The organism is Nocardia camponoti (assembly GCF_014646135.1).
In the GTDB taxonomy this organism is placed as follows: Bacteria; Actinomycetota; Actinomycetes; order Mycobacteriales; family Mycobacteriaceae; genus Nocardia; species Nocardia camponoti.
Genome location: NZ_BMMW01000001.1, coordinates 161,486 through 177,887, shown reverse-complemented (window position 1 = coordinate 177,887; position 16,402 = coordinate 161,486). Strand labels below are relative to the sequence as shown.

Genomic DNA, 16,402 nt, shown 5'->3' with positions numbered 1-16,402 from the left:
TTTTCTAGTCATGAACTGGTTTTTTACGCCCCGAATGACCCAACTGGACACTCACGGGAATCGGAAAATAAAGTCATCCAGTTTGTTTTGCCGGGCAAATCTGGTCCGCCAATTTTCAAACCAGCAACTTTGTCGCGACCGTTACCACATCGTCCCCCTATATTGATGCGCACAACAAAAACGGGCCCCACCGTGATGCGATGGGACCCGTTTCGGTTGGACTAACGACTAGCTTTCGTAGGCTTCCAGCGGCGGGCACGAGCAGACCAGATTGCGGTCGCCAAACGCGCCGTCAATGCGGCGCACCGAGGGCCACACCTTCGCGCGCGAATGCCCCAATCCCCGTGGGTAGACGGCGGTTTCGCGGCTGTAGGGGTGATCCCACTCGCCGACGAGGCTCGCCGCGGTGTGCGGTGCGCCACGCAACGGGTTGTCGGTGACCGGCCACACGCCAGCCCCAACCTGGTCGATCTCGCCGCGGATCGCGATCATCGCGTCGATGAATTCGTCGATCTCTTCGAGGTTCTCGCTCTCGGTCGGCTCCACCATGAGCGTGCCAGCGACCGGGAAGCTCATCGTCGGCGCGTGAAAACCGTAGTCCGCCAAGCGCTTTGCCACATCGTCGACGGTGACGCCGGTCTGCTTGGTGATCTCACGCAGGTCGAGAATGCACTCGTGGGCCACCATCCCGTTTTCGCCGGTGTAGAGCACGGGGAAGTACTCGTCGAGGCGACGGGCGATGTAGTTGGCCGACGCGATGGCCGTCAGGGTGGCGTCCCGCAGTCCCGCCGCACCCATCATGCGGATGTAGGCCCAGGTGATCGGCAGGATCGACGCCGACCCGTACTTCGCGGCCGACACCGCGTGCGAACCAGCTTCGAGCGGGTCGCCCGGCAGGTACTGGGCAAGATGCGAACGCACAGCGACCGGACCAACACCGGGACCACCGCCACCGTGCGGGATGCAGAAGGTCTTGTGCAGGTTCAGGTGGCTGACGTCGCCGCCGAAGCGACCCGGACGGGCAAGTCCCACAAGGGCATTGAGGTTCGCACCATCGACATACACCTGGCCGCCCGCATCGTGGACGAGCGCGCACAACTCGGCTACCTCATGCTCGTACACGCCGTGGGTCGACGGGTAGGTGATCATGATGCACGCGAGCCGGTCGGCGTGGTCGGCGATCTTGGCGCGCAGGTCGTCCAAATCGACGTCACCGTTGTCGCGGCACTTCACCACCTCAACGCGCATCCCCACCATCGCCGCCGACGCCGCGTTGGTGCCATGCGCGCTCGACGGGATCAGGCAGGTGTCGCGGTGGGTGTCGCCACGGTCGAGGTGGTAACGCCGAATGGCAAGCAGCCCAGCGTATTCGCCCTGGCTGCCCGCGTTCGGCTGCAAGCTCACCGCGTCGTAACCGGTGATGTCGGCGAGCCAGGACTCAAGATCGGCGATCAGCCGCAACGAACCGGCGACATCGTCGACCGGCGCGTACGGGTGCAGTCGCGCGAAACCGGGCCAGGTGATGGCCTCCATTTCGGCGGTCGCGTTGAGCTTCATCGTGCAGGACCCGAGCGGGATCATGCTGCGGTCGAGCGCGATGTCCTTGTCCGACAACGCGCGAAGGTAGCGCAGCATCGCGGTCTCGGTGTGGTAGCGCGTGAACGCGGGATGGGTGAGGTAGTCCGACGTGCGGGTCTCGATCGGGGAGAACGTGGCGGTATCGGCGTCGGGATCGATTGCGGTACCGAAGGATTCGATGACAGCGGCAACGTGATCGGGCGTTGTCGCCTCGTCGCACGCGATCGCGACGTGGTCGGCGTCGACGAGGCGAAGGTTGATCCCACGCGACTTCGCCTTGGCGACAACAGCTTCCGCACCGCCGGGCACGTTCGCGAGCACCGTGTCGAAGAACGTGTCGTGCACGACGGCCGCACCGAGCCCGGCGGCGATAGCCACCGCGTGCTCGTGCACCCCACGCGCGATGGCACGCAGGCCATTAGCGCCGTGATAGCTGGCGTACATCGCGGCGACGATGGCGAGCAACACCTGCGCGGTACAGATGTTGGACGTGGCCTTCTCGCGACGGATGTGCTGCTCGCGCGTCTGCAACGCGAGGCGGTACGCGCGCGCGCCGTCGGCGTCGACCGACACGCCAACGAGGCGGCCGGGCAGCTGACGGGCGAGGGCCTGTCGAACGGCGAGATAACCGGCGTGCGGGCCACCGAAGCCCATCGGCACACCGAAGCGCTGCGTTGTCCCGAAGCACACGTCGGCGCCCTGTTCGCCGGGCGGCGTGACGAGGGTGGCCGCGAGCAGGTCGACCCCGGCAGCGACGAGCCCGCCGCGCTCGTGGGCGGCCGCGAACACCTCGGTCCAGTCAACAACGCGACCCGACGCACCCGGCGTCTGCGCGATCAGCCCGAAGAAATCGCCGTCCGGCAGCCCGTTGGCCGCCAGGTCGGCCTCGACCAGTTCGATGCCGAGCGGCTCAGCGCGCGTGGCAAGCAGAGTCTTGGTCTGCGGGAACAGGTCGGTGTCGATGACCAGGCGCGACGACTTCGACTTGCTCGCGCGATGCAGCAACGTCATCGCTTCGGCGGCCGCGGTGGCTTCATCGAGCATCGACGCGTTGGCCACGTCCATCCCCGACAGGTCGGCGACCATCGTCTGGAAGTTGAGCAGCGCCTCAAGGCGACCCTGGCTGATTTCGGGCTGATACGGCGTGTAAGCGGTGTACCAAGCCGGATTTTCCAGCAGGTTGCGCACCAAAACCGGCGGCGTGAGCGTGTCGTAGTAGCCGAGGCCGATCATCGACGTCGCGACGGTGTTGGCGGCAGCGAGTTCGGCGAGCGCGCCAAGAACTTCGTGCTCGGACGCGGCGGGCGGCAGCGCGGAAAGACCCGAACCGTCGAGGATCGTCGCGGGAAGCGCGGCCGTGGCGAGAGCGTCGAGCGAATCGACGCCGATCACGTCGAGGATGCGGGTGAGTTCAGTGTCGTCGGGTCCGATATGGCGGTCGGCGAATGAACGGGTCACGGCAGCTCCAGGTCGGGCGGGTCGACACCAAGTCGACGAAAACCAGCCCTCCCCCTCTGTCGTGGCGCCTGAGAGATTCGGTCACCCGACCAGCTGGTCGCGCGCCTTTCCCCGTGGGCGGGCGGCTTCGGATGCCACCGCTTTCCAGAGGCGTCGAATCATCGCGCGGTCCTTGGTGCCTGAGAGATTGACGGGGAGGTGCTGCTCCTTCGGCGCCCGAAATCTGGCTGAATTCGAGGCTCTCCCGCGCGACGGCGACGCACGCCCGAGTCTAGTCGGCTCGGCGGACCCGGCGCGACACCGGGCGTGACCGTCCGGTGTCGCGATCGCCACTATGTGGCGTTAACCAGTCTTACGGTTTTCCCGTTCCCGCCGTCGAAACGACAGTTCGTCTTCGGGTCGATCGGTGATCGCGGTTGCCCGCTCGGCGGGGAAGTCGGCGATCGCACCGGTGAGTTCGCGCATCGCCCCACTGACCGCGATGCCGAAAACGCCCTGTCCGTCTTTGAGTAAATCGACGACTTCCTGCGCCGATGAGCACTCATAGACCGACGTGCCGTCGGAAAACAGCGTGATCCCCGCCAGATCGCGGACGCCACGACTGCGCAAATGGTCAACGGCGATGCGGATGTTCTGTAATGAAATCCCGGCGTCGAGCAGGCGTTTCACGATCTTGAGGACCAGGATGTCCTTGAACGAGTAAAGCCGCTGGCTGCCAGACCCTGCCGCGCCGCGAATCGACGGAACGACTAGCCCGGTGCGGGCCCAATAATCGAGTTGCCGGTAGGTGATTCCCGCGACCTGGCACGCACTCGGTACGCGATAGCCGACCAATTCGTCGGGCAGCGAGTCGTCAGGAAACAGCCCAGGCTGCATCTGCTCTGCCACTACAACGCTCCTTGCTCCGGAAGTTGCCCGGCTGCTTGGTCCTGCCTTGCTCAGACTCTGCTTCGATTGTCCGGCCATGACCCTCGTCACACCAAGCACCGCGCCCGGCGATTCCCTCGACCTCTACTTCAGGGTGAAGTAGCGTTTCAGCTGTCCGTTGCCTTGAAGTCGTCCGGCGACACTGATTCAAGGAATTCCTTGAACTTCTCGACTTCGTCCTCACGCTCATCGGGCATCACCAGGCCTGCTTCGGCCAACACCGGTTCCTCAGCGAAGATCGGGCAGCCAACCCGCAACGCGATAGCGACCGAATCCGACGGCCGCGCCGATACCCGTAGATCGCCGTCGAAAACCAGGTCGGCGTAGAACGTGCCTTCCTGTAGATCGACGATGCGAACCTCTTTGAGCGTGCGCCCGAGTTCGGTAATCAAGATCTTGATGAGATCGTGGGTGAGCGGACGGGCTGGAGTGACGCCCTCCTGCTCAAGCACGATCGCGGTAGCCTCGCTCTGCCCGATCCAGATGGGCAGGTATCGCTCCCCCGCTGCTTCCCTGAGCAACAGCACGGGCTGGTTCTGTGGCTGCTCGACACGGATACCGATCACGCGCATCTCGCTCATTCTTCGCCCTGCCTCCCATACTCGCCGCCGGCCGGCACGACCGCTGCACAGCTCGCCGTAAGTTGAGTCTAGGCGAATTTCGGGCCACGCAAGCGGGTGTAACCGACCCGAAGCGGAGCGTGTCAGCCGCCGAGTGCGGACCGCACGGCCGCTTTCACCAGCGCCGCGTGCAGATTCAACGACAGTGCGGCCAGTTCACGCACGGTCTCGTCGGCGCGAGCGCGCGCATCGGCGTCGCGACTTTTCGCAATCGGCGCGGCAATCTGGGCGACAAGGGCCGCTTCACGATCGGCGGCAAGCTTGAACGCCCGCAGATGACGGGCCTCAAGCCCAAACTGGGCCATCGCCTTAGCGGCGACAGCAAGAGTGACGGTGTCGGGTTCGAAGAAACCGCCGCCGCCGGGAACGATGAGCCCAGCCGCGACGAGGTCGTCGAGAAAACGGCCGTCGATCTCAGCTTTGGCGAGCACGTCTTCGCGAGTGAGCCGCGCTTCCGGATCGAAACGCAGTTCCTCGGGCGTGATCTCGCCGGGAACGAGCCCAAGTCGACGCGGCGCTGCCTGCTCGATGAGTTCGTCACTGACGGGCATCGACTCGCCCGAAGCGGTGGCGTAGGCGCCACCCGCGCGGGCGCGCGCTTCACGCACGCCCAAGGTGGCGGCCCCGCTGTCGATCGCTTCGAGCTGTTCTTTAATCACCTTCAGCGGCAAGTACTGATCGCGCTGCGCGGTGAGGACGAACCGCAGCCGCTCGTAATCGGCGACCGCGAAACGGCGGTACCCCGACGGCGTGCGTTCCGGCCGAATCAGGCCCTCAGATTCGAGGAACCGGATTTTGGAAATGGTGATATCGGGAAAATCTGGCCGCAGCAGGTCGAGTACGGAGCCGATCGACATACCCGTACGCGCCCACCGCGCCGCTTCCGTCACAGCACTGCGCCCTTCGCGGGCACCAGCACCGCGTGGTTCATCGCGAACCCGCACCCGTCGACGATTCGGTCACCTGCGCGCGCGGACCGGTAAGGAACACCAGTCGGAACTTGCCGATCTGCACCTCGTCGCCGTTCTGCAACTCCGACGAATCGACCGGCTCGCGGTTGACGTAGGTGCCGTTGAGGCTGCCCACATCGACGACCTGGAACGAATCTTCGTCCTGCCGGAACTCCGCGTGGCGACGGCTTACCGTGACGTCGTCAAGGAAGATGTCGCTATCGGGGTGACGGCCAGCCGACGTGGTCGGCTGGTCGAGCAGAAAGCGCGAACCCGCGTTGGGGCCACGCTTGACCACCAGGAGGGCCGCGCCCGCGGGCAGACCCTCGACACCCTGCACCGGCTGTTCACCGGCCGGCTCTGAGGAGCGCGACGCGTCGACCTCGTTGAGGAAATCCGCGCGGAAGACCGATGTCGTCTCGGCCGCGGTCTCCCCGTAACCCGGGTCCCTGTTCTCGCTCACCGTTTCTCTCCTCCTCGAACCTGATCATCCATGCAAGCAGGTGCTGTGCTTTGACCGTACCCTGCCGGGGCGCACCCGTGCAGGGAGAACTGCGAAGGCATCGTCAGCCCCCGATAACTCCTTGATAACCCGCCGCGTCAAGCAATTCCGCGAGTGCGGCGTCGAGTCCGGCCTCGTCCGCGAAGGCGAGATCGAACAGCCAGGCACCCTCGTACGGGTCGGTGTTGAGCGTCTCCGGCGACGTGACCAGATCCTCGTTCACCGCAACGATTTTGCCGGTGAGCGGGGCGTAGATGTCGGACACGCTCTTGGTCGACTCGACCTCGGCGATGCTGTCGCCCGAGGTGACGTCGGTGTCGAGCTCGGGCAGCTGGACGAACACGACGTCGCCCAGTTGCGACTGGGCGTAGTCGGTGATGCCAACGCGGACCGTTGTCGGTCCGACGCGCCGCACCCATTCGTGTTCATCGGTGTAGCGCAGGTCATCAGGGGTCCGGGTCACTGGACGTCCTTTCCGTCGTGAACGTTGCGCGTAACAGTATCGACTAGCTTCGTTGGTGCGGCACAGGCGGTATCGATCGAGCGACCGCCAACGCGAGCCCGGTGTAGAGCGCGCCCGTCCAGACATACAGGGCGGTACCCCAGATCAACAATGCCCAACCGAAGGCCCATCCGAAACCCGCGCCGACCCAATCCATCTCCCCGGTGAGCATCCACGGCAGGGCCGACATCAGCGCGAAGGTGGCGGCCTTGCCCAGGTAGATCACGTCCGGCGGCGGCAGATCGCGGCGTTTGTAGACCGAAAGGGTGAGCGTGAGCAGCCCGTCGCGCCCAATGAGAATGGCCGCGATCCACCACGGCATCAGCCCGCCAATGACGAACGTAACCAAGGTGGTGACGAGATAAAGCCGGTCGACGAGCGGATCGAGCAGCGCGCCAAGGCGCGACGACTGATCGAGCAGACGCGCGAGTTTGCCGTCGAGGAAGTCGGTGAAGCCGCTCGCGATGAGCAGAGCGAACGCCCAGCCGTTGGCATGGCGAACAAGCAGCAGCCACACGAAAACAGGGATGCCGATGAGTCGGATGATGCTCAAAACGTTGGGCACGGTCAGCACTCGGTCGCTGAAGACCCCGCCGTCGGCGGATCCGGCTTCGTGTCCCGATTCGGTTGCCACGCCCCTGCTTACCGCACCGAGGTGTCGGCGCGCTATCCGGGCGCGCGGAAAGTCGGCCCGGCGGCGCTGCGCGGGTGGACTGCGAACCGCTGTGGCGCGCGGTCCGGTCTGTCGGCATTAAACTTCGTTTTCGTGTTCGACGGTGGTAGTAGCGGGGTTGATTTGCGCACGTACGTGTCGGCCGAAGAGGCGACGGCGCGCGGGCGAGCCGCCAGGGAACGGGTGCCTGCCGAATCGCGTGACCGGGCCGCGGTCGGGCCGCGTCGACCTACCGTCGCCGAGTTCATCGCGGCGAGCAATCGCGGTCGGATTCCCGAGCTGGTCGGGCTGCGGGTTGGTCGCATGCTCGCTTCGCCTTTTACGTTTCTGCGCGGTGCCGCCGGGCTGATGGCCGCCGACCTCGCTGACGGCCCACACAGCGGCCTGCCCGCGCAGCTCTGCGGCGACGCGCACGCGGCCAACTTCGGCCTGTACGGCACCCCGCGCGGCGATATCACCATGGATATCAACGACTTTGACGAAACGATCGTCGGGCCGTGGGAATGGGATCTCGAACGTCTCGCCGCGAGTTTGGTACTTGCTGGCCGCGAAGCGGGCGCGAGCGCTGAGGACTGCGAACGGGCCGCCTACGACGCGGTCGCGAGCTATCGCCGCACGATCGTCGAGCTCGCTCAGTTGCCGTTTATGCAGTCGTGGACCGCACTGGCTGACGCGTCGATTCTCGATCACGCGCGTGCCGACGGCCTCGTCGACGACTTCCACAAGGCCGTCAAAAAAGCGCGCAAGAACACCAGCGCGAAGGTCGTCAAGAAGTGGACCGAACACCTCGATGACCACGAAACCGGCATCAGTCGCCACCGCTTCATCAACGACCCGCCGGTGCTCACCCATGTCACGCCCGAGCGGGCGGACGCGGTGATCGACGGCCTTGAGCGCTACGCCAACACCATCCGCGAATCCCGCCGCAGCCTGCTCGCGCGGTTCGCGGTGTCGGATGTGGCGTTCCGCATCGTCGGCACCGGCAGCGTCGGCCTGCACAGCTATGTCGCGCTGCTGCATGGCAACGATGGCGAATCCCTTGTTTTGCAGGTCAAGCAGGCGAATCCGTCGGCGCTCGCGCCGTATCTGCCCGCGCAACCCAAGCGACATGAGGGCGAACGCATCGTCGTCGGGGCGCGCACCGTGCAAGCCGAGACCGATATTTTGCTCGGCTGGACGACCATCGATGTGGGCGACGACGGCCAGTTGCCGTTCATCGTCCGCCAATTCCGCAACCTCAAAGGCGGGATCGACCCGGCTGGCCTTTCCGACGACCTCGACGACTACGGCCGCCTCGCCGGCGCGTTGCTTGCCCGCGCGCACGCGCGTTCGCTCGACCCACGCGCGCTCGCCGGGTATCTCGGCGACGACTTCGACGACGATCGGCTCGAAACCGCCATCGCCCGCTTCGCGGTGCGCTACGCCGACCAAACCGAAGCCGATCACGCGACGTTGGCCGCCGCGGTAGCCGCGGGCGACATCGCCGCCGACGTGAGCTGAGCGCCCGCGAGTTTCTTGGCCCGCATCGTCGAGTACGCGAGCTACGATGTAGCCCAACGGTTCTCGGCCCGTGGCGCCCTACATCCGAAAAGGACGGCTCACCATGCTCGTGCGTGTGCAAAACGCGGAAGGCACCGACGCCGAGCAGGCGCTCATCGATTGGTTGCGCGGCTGGCGCGGCCCAACGAGCCCGCAAGGTATCGCCACGATCAACCCGCAGGTGCACCACGACGGCGCGCATCAGTTCGACGCGATCGTGTGGACGCCAACGGGCTGCATCGTGCTTGAGGTTGAGACGTTCGCGGTTCGCCAAGACGGTGTGCTTGAGATTCCGCTGAACGGGCCGTGGCAGGTTTCGGGTGAACCGGCGCAGTTCACCGGCGGCGAGAAGTCAACGCCGCTTGAGCGTTCCCGCGAGCACACCTACGCGTTGCAGGGTTACCTCGACGCGCGCGGCCTCGGTCAGCGCGCGATCCACGGCCTTGGCCTGATCGTGCCAAAGCCCGGCGCTGACATCGACATTCATCAGGGTTGGAGCGATCCGAGCTTCGACGTGATCGTCACCGACGACCCGCATCGCCTTGAGCAGTACTTTGAATCGTTGTCGGCGCGCGGCGCGCATTTGTGGACGGCCAACGACGTCGCGATCGCGTTCCGCGGCCTCGGCCTGCTGCCCTATTTGCCGCCGCCGCAGGACCTGCTTGACGAAGGGTTCCTCGGCCCGGTTGATGTGACGCTCTGGCACGGCGGCCCCGCACAAGCTCAAGCCGAAGCGTTCGCCGAAGAGCAGGCCGAGCTGGCCCGTCGCGCCGAGGAACGCCCCTTCGTCGCGCCCTGGTACAGCCCGTGGAAGCTGTACCCGAAGGTGCCGGGCGACGCGGACTTTGGGCGCGCGTTCCTGCGCCTTTCCCTCGCGCTTGGCATGCTTCTCGCCATCGCGTGGGTGCTGTGGTTCATCGTCACCGCCGTCGTCACCTACGGGCCAGCCTGACCGTTACGCGCGCTTGTAAACGCTTGCGTCCGTGAGCATTTCGGCACGCAACATGGATTCGGGCACGCCCATCGCCTCGACGAGCGTCAGCGCGTCGGGACGCAGCCGTTCGACAAGTTCGTTCACGCCGCGCCGCACCGCCTTCGCGCGTTCGACCGAGAGGAACTTGTGCATGAGATACCAGCTCAAGTTCTCCTCCAACGTCGAATACACGTAGAGGTCGCAGACGGTTTCGGCGAGTTCGCGGGCATCCGGGTCGTCGATGTCGGCGATGCCATCGACGAAGGCTTCGAGCACGAGTCGGTCGATGTGGGCGGCACCTGCGGCGAGGATGTGGTCTTGGGCGTTGTTGAACGCTTCGAACGGGGTGGTTTCTTCGGCTCGCGCGCGCAGTCGATGCGCGGCGGTGCGCAACAGGTAGTCTTCGCGGTCGGCGAAGAGTTGCAGTTGTACTGAGCGTTTGCCGAGGTCGGCTTCGTCGACGGTTTCGTCGCCGCGATCGCGCAGGGTTTGAATGAGTTGCCTTACGCCAGAACGCTTTCGGACGACGTCGGCGGCGCTGGTCGCGGCGAAACGGACCCAGCCGAGCGCGTCGAGGTCGCGGACCTCTTCGGCGTAACCGCTGAGGATTTCCTTCGCGACGAGCTGGGTGAGCACCACATTGTCACCCTCGAAGGTGGTGAACACGTCGGTGTCGCCCTTGAGCGTCACGATGCGGTTCTCGGTGAGATAGCCCGCGCCACCGCATGCTTCGCGCGCTTCGGCGATCGCGCGGCTCGCGTGCCGCGTCTGCGCGACTTTCAAACCGGCAGCGCGCTTTTCGAGTGACCGCTGTGCGTGCGGATCGGTCTCGCGACCGGTTTGGATCGCGTCCATGCGGACAACAAGATCGTTCTGCGCGAAGGCGAGCGCGAACGACTTCGCGACAAGTGGAAGTAGGCGACGCTGGTGGCTGCGGTAGTCGAGCAGCAGCGTTTCGGTTCCCGTGTCGGGGTCGGCGAACTGTCGCCGCGCGAGCGCGTACCGCACCGCGATGCTCAACGCGACGCGCGCGCCCGCCGACGCCGCACCGCCGACACTCACGCGGCCACGCACCAGCGTGCCGAGCGTGGTGAAGAAGCGGCGGCTTGGGTTCTCGATTTCGGAGCTGTAGGTGCCGTCCGGCGCGACGTCGGCGTAGCGATTGAGTAGGTTTTCACGCGGGATGCGCACCTGGTCGAAGGTGATGCGCCCGTTGTCGACGCCCGGCAGCCCACCTTTGCGACCGTCGTCGGAGGTGGTGATCCCGGGCAGATCATTTCCCTCATCATCGCGCAGCGGCACGAGGAAGCAGTGCACGCCTTTGCCCTCGCCGAGGGTATTGAGTTGCGCGAAAACCGCTGCAACACGGGCATGTTCGGCCGCACCGCCGATGTAATCCTTGCGCGCCGACGGAGTTGGGGTGTTGATGACAAACTCTTCGGTCGCCGGGTCGTAAGTCGCGGTCGTTTCCAGATCGGCGACATCGCTGCCGTGCCCGGATTCGGTCATCGCGAAGCAACCGAGCAGGTCGAGGTTGATGAGTTCTTTGAGGTAGCCGCGATGCCGCTCGGTGCCAAGATTCTCGACCGCACCGCCGAAGAGACCCCACTGAACGCCCGATTTCACCCACAGCGAGAGGTCGGCGTAGGCGAGCATTTCCAGCCCGGTGACCGCGCCACCCGGGTCACCCGTGCCGCCGTTTTCCACCCGGAAGCCGCGCTCCGGGTAGCCGAGGGCGGCAATGGTGCGCATCTGCTCAAGCACACGGGCACGTGCTTCGGGAAGGTCAAGATTGGGGTCGCCCGCGAATTGCTTGTCCGCGAACTCAGTTCGTGCTTGCTCTCGAATCGCGCGCCACGGCCCGTCTAGCGCCGCGCGTAGATGCTCTGCCGTCGTCGGTGTGCCAGCCATGCCATCGACCTTAACCATTGCGCTTAGGCTGAACGTTCGTTTAACATACTGAACATGTGTTCAGCCGATCTCACGGCCGCCGCCCGCATCCGCGATGCGGCCATCACGTTGTTCGGTGAGCAAGGCTTCAGCGTCGGGGTACGCGCGATCGCGACGGCAGCGGGCGTGTCCCCGGGCCTGGTCATTCACCATTTCGGGTCGAAGGAGGGGCTGCGCGCTGCCTGCGACGCCCAAGTACTCGCCCAGATTCGCGATGAGAAACTGCGCACGATTCGCGCGCAAGGACCGGGCATGCTCACCGCGATGGCCGAGGTGGAGGATTACGCGCCGCTCGTTGCCTACTTGCTGCGCAGTTTCCAAGCCGGTGGCGAACTCGCGGTGTCGATGCTCGACCACATGGTCGACGACGCTGTCGCCTACACCCAGGCCGCTGTCGAATCGGGGATGATTAAGCCCAGTCGCGACCCGCGCGCCCGCGCACGCTACCTCGTGCTTTGCCACGTTGGTGCGATGAATCTCTTTCTGCAACTGCGCACTTCGGGCAACGAGGTACCCGACTTCCGCGCGGCCATTCGCGCATTGGCCGACGAGGTCACCTTCCCGGCCCTTGAGCTCTACGCCCAGGGCATGTTCACCGACCCAACCATGCTCGACCAGCTCAGCCAGGAGTGACCCCATGTCGCCATCATCAATCGAGCCCGTGATCGATATCACGGGGCTGCGCAAGGTATTTGGACGTTCAACGGCTCTCGACGGTCTCGATCTCACCGTGCGTGCGGGCGAGATTCACGGCTTCCTCGGGCCTAACGGCGCGGGCAAGTCAACGACGATTCGCGTTCTGCTTGGCCTCCTTCGCGCGTCCGGTGGGCAGGCGCGGCTGTTCGGGCGCGACCCGTGGACCGACGCGGTCGCGCTGCATCGCCGAATCGCTTATGTCCCAGGCGATGTCACGTTGTGGCCAACGCTGTCGGGCGGCGAAACCATCGACCTACTCGGCCACATGCGTGGTGGCATCGACGCGGGCAGGCGCGCTGACCTGATCGAACGGTTCGAACTCGATCCGACGAAGAAGGCGCGCGCGTATTCGAAGGGCAATCGGCAGAAGGTCGCACTCGTTTCCGCGTTCGCCGCGACCGGCGATCTGCTTGTGCTTGACGAGCCGACGTCCGGGCTAGATCCCTTGATGGAACGCGTCTTTCAGGAATGTGTGCGCGAGGCGGTGGCGCGCGGCGTCACGGTGTTGCTATCGAGTCACATCCTGTCTGAGGTCGAGCACCTCTGCGACCGGGTCACCATTATTCGCGCGGGGCGCACGGTCGAAACCGGTTCGCTCGCGGAGTTGCGTCATCTGAGCCGCACGTCGATCACCGCCGAATTGTCCGGCGAGCCAGGCGATGTGGCCGCGCTGCCCGGAGTAGCCGACGTCCACCGCGAAGGGCCAACGATCCAATTGCAGGTTGACTCAGCACATTTGGGTGACGTCATCGGTGTACTCGGCGCCGCTGGGATCCGCAGCCTCACCAGTTCGCCACCTACGCTGGAAGAGCTTTTCCTCAGCCACTACCACCTTGCTGATACCGATATCACGAACTCCCCGGTGACGGCATGAGTACGCTCGTGCGCCCAGGACGTGAATCCCGGTCCGCGACAGGCGAATTCGTGGGAACAATGCTGCTGTTGCGCCTCTACGCCCGCCGAGACCGTGTGACCGCCCCGCTCTGGATCGCCGTGCTCGGCCTGATGCCCGCACTACAGGTCGTGTCGATCAAGGACCTCTACTCGTCACCTGACCAACTGGCCCGCTTCGCGCGCACCACCGCCAACTCCCCCGCGCTGCTCGCGATGTATGGCCCGGTTTTCAGTTCCGCGCTCGGGTCGATCGGCACGTGGAAGGCGGGCGCGATGTATGCAGCGATCGCGATCGCGGCCATCCTCACCGTCATTCGGCATACCAGAGTCGAAGAAGAAACCGGTCGCGCCGAACTTGTCGGTTCGACCAGCGTCGGCAGGTTCGCCGGACTCACCGCCGCCCTGCTGCTCACCTTCGGTGCGGCCACTGTCGCGGGCATCGCGTGCGCGCTGTCGCTTGTTGCCGCCAGCCTTCCGCTCGCGGGTTCGGTGGCGTGGGGGTGCGCTCTCGCCGCGTCGGGCATCGGGTGGGGTGCGGTTGCCGCCGTCGCTGCCCAGCTCAGCGACAGCGCGCGTACAACGCGGACCATCGCGTTTGGCGCGCTCGGTGCCGCTTTCGCGCTGCGTGCCGTCGGCGACGCTGGCAACGGCGTGCTGTCGTGGTTGTCACCGCTCGGCTGGTGCTTGCAAGTGCGGTCCTTCGCCGACGAACGCTGGTGGGTGTTCGTCCTGCTCGCCGCATTCGCGACGGCGGCGACGGCTTCGGCGTACTGGTTGCGCGACCGACGCGACCTCGGGGCTGGGCTGTTCGCCGATCGACCTGGCAAACCGCAGGCGGGACCGGCGCTGTCGGGACTGATGGGCCTTGCCTGGCGATTGCAACGTGGGTCGATGATCACCTGGGGCGTCGGTTTCGCGCTGTACGGCCTGCTCATCGGTGGTGCCGTGAACAGCGTGAGCGGCATGCTCGGCGACAGCGCGACGATCAAAAACGCGGTCACCTCCCTTGGCGGCTCAGTCGATCTCACGAAGTCGTTTATCGGCTACGCCGTCGCGATGCTCGCGGCCGCTGCCGCCGCGTTTTCGATCTCGTCGGTATTGCGTTTGGCGGAGGAAGAACGGTCCGGTCGGGCCGAGCTCATCCTGAGCGCGGCGAGCCGCTATCGCCACCTGGGTGCCCACGTGCTCTTCGCGGTAGTGGGACCCGCGGTGGCACTTGGCCTTTCGGGCCTGGGCATCGGCGTCGTGTGGGGTGCGACAACCCATGACCTCGCGGGAAAAGTCGCCGAATCGCTTGCGGCCGTTGCGGTTCAGCTTCCCGCGGTGTGGGTGGTGACGGCCATCGCACTGCTGCTGTACGGCGCGGTGCCGCGTTTCGCCGCGCTCGCGTGGGCGGCCCTGAGCGTGATGATCCTTGTGCTGCTTGTTGGTTCGCTCGGCACGTTCCCGCAGTACGTGATGGATCTGGTGCCGTTCGTCCATCCACCGAAGCTGCCCGGTGCCTCGTTCGACGCGGTGCCGCTGGTCTGGCTGACGCTGATCGCGGTCCTGATCGCGGCGGCAGGCTCAGTGGCATTTCGTCGGCGCGACCTGCGCTGACTAGTACGCGCCGTCGCCCGACGTGACCACGCCGATCGTGCGGGCGATCAAGCTTAGGTCGAGCACCATCGACCAGTTCTCCACGTACGACAGGTCGAGGCGGACCGAATCCTCCAAGGACAGGTCCGACCGTCCGCTCACCTGCCACAAACCGGTGAGGCCCGGCTTCACCAACAGTCGGCGCCGCATCGCTCCGTCGTAGCTGTCGACCTCGCGCTGCACCTGCGGGCGCGGGCCGACCACGCTCATTTCGCCGCGCAACACGTTGAAGAACTGGGGCAACTCGTCGAGGCTGTACTTGCGTAAGAACGCGCCGACCGGGGTGATGCGTGGGTCGTCTTTGAGCTTGAAAAACACTGGGTTGCCGCCATGTTCGGCGATCAACTGGTCGGCAAGCTGATCGGCGTTGACGAACATGCTGCGGAATTTGATCATCTTGAACGGCACGCCGTCGCGGCCGATGCGCTCCGATCGATACAGCACGGGCCCGGGGCTGGTGCACTTCACCGCGATGGCGATGGCCAGCAGCGCCGGGGCCGCCAGCGCGACCACTGCCGACGCAAACACCAAGTCGAACAACGCTTTTCGCCGCGACTTCGCGAGGCTGTAGCGCGGGCCATCGATATGGAGCATCGGCATGCCAGCGACAACGCGATGGGTGAGCCGCACGCCCGCGATGTCGACGACGCCGGGCGCGACGATGAGGTCGACGCCAAGTTGGTCGAGCTCCCACGCCATTTGGCGCAACTGCGCGGGGCCGAGGTGTTCGGTCGAGGTGATCGCCACTGACTCCGCGCCCGTGCGTGTGACCGCTTCCACCACGGAGCGATCGTCGCCAAGCACAGCGAGATGGCTTGCGCCCGTTGCTGATTGCGCGCCACCGGCGGGAACGCACACCCCGATCACCCGATACCCCGACCCGGGGTCGTCGGTAAAGGCCGTCGCCATCGCGTGCGCGGCCTCGGGCGACCCAACCGCGAGCACGGTGGTGAGGCAACGACCGCGAGCGCGCCAGCGGCGCAACACCATTCGCCACGACAACCGGCCCGCGACGAGCCCGATCATCCCGGCGGGCAACGCGATCGCCAGGTAGCCGCGCGCGAAGTCGACCCGCAACACCAGTGCGACGATCGCCAACAGCCCAAACAGCCGAAGCGTGGCTGAGCCGACTCGACGGAATTCATCGACGCCGACGCCAAGCACATGGGGAGCGCGCGATCCGGTGCCACCAAGCAGCACCAACCAGGTGATGCCAAGGGCGATCGACACGACCGTGTAGCCGACATTCAGCGGAACCGGCCACGCCAACGATGGTTCGTCGGGGCCACCAAAGCGAATGGTCTGAGCAGCGCTGACGGCGACAGCGATCGCGGCGGCATCGGTGAAAAGCACCCTTGCGAGGTAGCGGGCGCGCCAATGGACCGCATCACTCGCGCGGCTTTCTGCTGATGGATAGGCAGCATCGAGATCGCCGCCACTGACGAGCCGGAAACTCATGGTCGAAGCACCTCGCCTAACGCCAGAAACACCGGATTGACCGG

Annotated in this window: 14 protein-coding genes and 1 riboswitch; of the genes, 5 read left to right on the top strand and 9 right to left on the bottom strand. The window is 65.5% G+C overall.

What is annotated here, in order from left to right; genetic code table 11:
* Window positions 1-228 precede the first annotated feature (228 nt).
* From gcvP to IEX78_RS00815, 7 genes are all read right to left on the bottom strand, one after another.
* Complete coding sequence (gene gcvP / locus IEX78_RS00845; protein WP_188826778.1) at window positions 229-3,036, bottom strand: aminomethyl-transferring glycine dehydrogenase; 2,808 nt, start codon at window positions 3,034-3,036, stop codon at window positions 229-231.
* 156 nt (window positions 3,037-3,192) lie between these two features.
* A riboswitch (glycine riboswitch) is annotated at window positions 3,193-3,293 on the bottom strand.
* An 85-nt stretch (window positions 3,294-3,378) separates the two neighbouring features.
* On the bottom strand, window positions 3,379-3,978 hold the full coding sequence (locus IEX78_RS00840) for a MerR family transcriptional regulator (protein WP_308426518.1): 600 nt from the start codon (window positions 3,976-3,978) through the stop codon (window positions 3,379-3,381).
* Between the two features lie 92 nt (window positions 3,979-4,070).
* Window positions 4,071-4,544: a bifunctional nuclease family protein gene (locus IEX78_RS00835; RefSeq protein ID WP_188826776.1), complete on the bottom strand. Its 474-nt coding sequence runs from the start codon at window positions 4,542-4,544 to the stop codon at window positions 4,071-4,073.
* Window positions 4,545-4,666: 122 nt separating this feature from the next.
* Window positions 4,667-5,440, bottom strand: a complete 774-nt coding sequence (ftsR, locus tag IEX78_RS00830; RefSeq protein WP_188828147.1) for a transcriptional regulator FtsR — start codon at window positions 5,438-5,440, stop codon at window positions 4,667-4,669.
* 70 nt (window positions 5,441-5,510) lie between these two features.
* Entirely contained in the window at window positions 5,511-5,996 is a 486-nt protein-coding gene (gene odhI / locus IEX78_RS00825; RefSeq protein ID WP_188826775.1) for an oxoglutarate dehydrogenase inhibitor Odhl, read from the bottom strand.
* 103 nt (window positions 5,997-6,099) lie between these two features.
* Window positions 6,100-6,498, bottom strand: coding sequence for a glycine cleavage system protein GcvH (gene gcvH, locus IEX78_RS00820; protein WP_229683618.1), 399 nt, complete (start codon window positions 6,496-6,498; stop codon window positions 6,100-6,102).
* 43 nt (window positions 6,499-6,541) lie between these two features.
* Window positions 6,542-7,171, bottom strand: coding sequence for a CDP-alcohol phosphatidyltransferase family protein (locus IEX78_RS00815; protein WP_188826773.1), 630 nt, complete (start codon window positions 7,169-7,171; stop codon window positions 6,542-6,544).
* Window positions 7,172-7,303: 132 nt separating this feature from the next.
* On the opposite strand from IEX78_RS00815, the gene IEX78_RS00810 reads away from it, so the two are divergent.
* Complete coding sequence (locus IEX78_RS00810; RefSeq protein ID WP_188828323.1) at window positions 7,304-8,710, top strand: DUF2252 domain-containing protein; 1,407 nt, start codon at window positions 7,304-7,306, stop codon at window positions 8,708-8,710.
* Window positions 8,711-8,813: 103 nt separating this feature from the next.
* Complete coding sequence (locus IEX78_RS00805) at window positions 8,814-9,701, top strand: nuclease-related domain-containing protein (RefSeq protein WP_188826772.1); 888 nt, start codon at window positions 8,814-8,816, stop codon at window positions 9,699-9,701.
* Window positions 9,702-9,704: 3 nt separating this feature from the next.
* On the opposite strand, the gene IEX78_RS00800 is transcribed toward IEX78_RS00805, so the two are convergent.
* Window positions 9,705-11,651, bottom strand: a complete 1,947-nt coding sequence (locus IEX78_RS00800) for an acyl-CoA dehydrogenase family protein (RefSeq protein WP_229683617.1) — start codon at window positions 11,649-11,651, stop codon at window positions 9,705-9,707.
* Window positions 11,652-11,687: 36 nt separating this feature from the next.
* Here IEX78_RS00800 and IEX78_RS00795 point away from each other — a divergent pair, with 36 nt between their 5' ends.
* Genes IEX78_RS00795 through IEX78_RS00785 form a run of 3 tightly spaced genes read left to right on the top strand, consistent with a single transcriptional unit; the run spans window position 11,688 to window position 14,861 of the window.
* Window positions 11,688-12,305 (top strand): TetR/AcrR family transcriptional regulator, encoded by a 618-nt coding sequence (locus IEX78_RS00795; RefSeq protein ID WP_188826771.1) that lies wholly within the window; start codon window positions 11,688-11,690, stop codon window positions 12,303-12,305.
* 4 nt (window positions 12,306-12,309) lie between these two features.
* Window positions 12,310-13,242, top strand: coding sequence for an ABC transporter ATP-binding protein (locus tag IEX78_RS00790; RefSeq protein ID WP_188826770.1), 933 nt, complete (start codon window positions 12,310-12,312; stop codon window positions 13,240-13,242).
* Window positions 13,239-14,861, top strand: coding sequence for an ABC transporter permease (locus tag IEX78_RS00785; protein WP_188826769.1), 1,623 nt, complete (start codon window positions 13,239-13,241; stop codon window positions 14,859-14,861). Before IEX78_RS00790 ends, IEX78_RS00785 begins: the two co-directional genes overlap by 4 nt.
* Here IEX78_RS00785 and IEX78_RS00780 read toward each other — a convergent pair whose 3' ends face one another.
* Window positions 14,862-16,358: a sugar transferase gene (locus IEX78_RS00780; RefSeq protein ID WP_188826768.1), complete on the bottom strand. Its 1,497-nt coding sequence runs from the start codon at window positions 16,356-16,358 to the stop codon at window positions 14,862-14,864.
* Between the last annotated feature and the right edge of the window lie 44 nt (window positions 16,359-16,402).

What these genes read in the sequence shown, in the direction of transcription:
- IEX78_RS00835 (WP_188826776.1), bottom strand. Translation starts at nt 4,544, where the DNA reads ATGAGCGAGATGCGCGTGATCGGTATCCGTGTCGAGCAGCCACAGAAC.
- ftsR (WP_188828147.1), bottom strand. Translation starts at nt 5,440, where the DNA reads ATGTCGATCGGCTCCGTACTCGACCTGCTGCGGCCAGATTTTCCCGAT.
- IEX78_RS00805 (WP_188826772.1), top strand. Translation starts at nt 8,814, where the DNA reads ATGCTCGTGCGTGTGCAAAACGCGGAAGGCACCGACGCCGAGCAGGCG.
- IEX78_RS00800 (WP_229683617.1), bottom strand. Translation starts at nt 11,651, where the DNA reads ATGGTTAAGGTCGATGGCATGGCTGGCACACCGACGACGGCAGAGCAT.
- IEX78_RS00795 (WP_188826771.1), top strand. Translation starts at nt 11,688, where the DNA reads ATGTGTTCAGCCGATCTCACGGCCGCCGCCCGCATCCGCGATGCGGCC.
- IEX78_RS00790 (WP_188826770.1), top strand. Translation starts at nt 12,310, where the DNA reads ATGTCGCCATCATCAATCGAGCCCGTGATCGATATCACGGGGCTGCGC.
- IEX78_RS00785 (WP_188826769.1), top strand. Translation starts at nt 13,239, where the DNA reads ATGAGTACGCTCGTGCGCCCAGGACGTGAATCCCGGTCCGCGACAGGC.
- IEX78_RS00780 (WP_188826768.1), bottom strand. Translation starts at nt 16,358, where the DNA reads ATGAGTTTCCGGCTCGTCAGTGGCGGCGATCTCGATGCTGCCTATCCA.